Source organism: Geodermatophilus sp. YIM 151500 (assembly GCF_025716945.1).
In the GTDB taxonomy this organism is placed as follows: domain Bacteria; phylum Actinomycetota; class Actinomycetes; order Mycobacteriales; family Geodermatophilaceae; genus YIM-151500.
Genome location: NZ_JAOVZT010000039.1, coordinates 1 through 1,176, shown reverse-complemented (window position 1 = coordinate 1,176; position 1,176 = coordinate 1). Strand labels below are relative to the sequence as shown.

1 protein-coding gene is annotated in these 1,176 nt (G+C 75.9%); it reads left to right on the top strand.

The genetic code is table 11. The features are described from left to right. Positions 1 to 1,167, top strand: a 1,167-nt coding sequence (argJ, locus tag OF117_RS22035; RefSeq protein WP_263555002.1) for a bifunctional glutamate N-acetyltransferase/amino-acid acetyltransferase ArgJ, incomplete at its 5' end; no start/stop codon positions are given. Positions 1,168 to 1,176: the final 9 nt, after the last annotated feature.

Here is a 1,176-nt window from a genome sequence, read left to right as displayed (position 1 = left end):
GTGAGCGTCACCGCACCGCGGGGATTCCGGGCGGCCGGGGTGGCCGCGGGCCTGAAGAGCGGCGGCGGCGGGGACGTCGCGCTCGTCGTCAACGACGGCCCGGACGACGCCGCGGCGGCCGTCTTCACCACCAACCGCTTCCCGGCCGCGCCGGTGCTGTGGAGCCGGCGGGTGCTGGCCGGCGGGCGGGCGCGGGCGGTGGTCCTCAACTCCGGCGGGGCCAACGCCTGCACCGGGCCGGCGGGCTTCCAGGACGCGCACGCCACCGCCGAGCACGCGGCCACGCAGCTCGGCCGGGCCGGTCTGCACGTCGGCGCGGTCGACGTGGCCGTCTGCAGCACCGGGCTGATCGGCGTCCGGCTGCCGATGGACCGGCTGACCGCCGGGATCACCGCGGCGGCGGGCGCGCTGAGCGGGGCCGGCGGGGACGACGCGGCCCGCGCGATCATGACCACCGACAGCGTGCCCAAGACGACCGTGCAGGCCCGGGAGGGCTGGACCGTCGGCGGGATGGCCAAGGGCGCCGGCATGCTGGCCCCGAGCCTGGCCACGATGCTCGTCGTCCTCACCACCGACGCCCGGGTGCCGGCCGACGTGCTGCAGCGGGCGCTGAAGGCGGCCACCGCGGTGAGCCTCGAGCGGGTCGACTCCGACGGCTGCCTGTCGACCAACGACACGGTGCTCGTGCTGGCCAACGGCGCCGGCGGCGCGGCGCCGTCGGAACGGGAGGTCACCGCGGCGCTCACCGCGGCGTGCGCGGACCTGGCCATGCAGCTGCTCGCCGACGCCGAGGGCTCCACCAAGGACATCGCGATCACCGTGCGCGCGGCGGCGTCGGTGGGCGACGCGCTGACCGCCGGCCGCGCCTGCGCCCGCAACAACCTGCTCAAGACGGCGCTGTTCGGCAACGATCCCAACTGGGGCCGGGTGCTGGCCGCGATCGGCACGACCGACGCCGCGTTCGAGCCCGACCGCGTCGACGTCACGATCAACGGGGTCACCGTCTGCCGCGGCGGCGCGATCGGCGACCCGCGCGAGCTGGTCGACCTGACCGGCCGGGCGATCACCATCGACGTCGACCTGGGCGCCGGCACCGAGCAGGCGACGATCTGGACCAACGACCTCTCCCTCGCCTACGTGCACGAGAACTCGGCCTACTCCACATGAGCACCGACA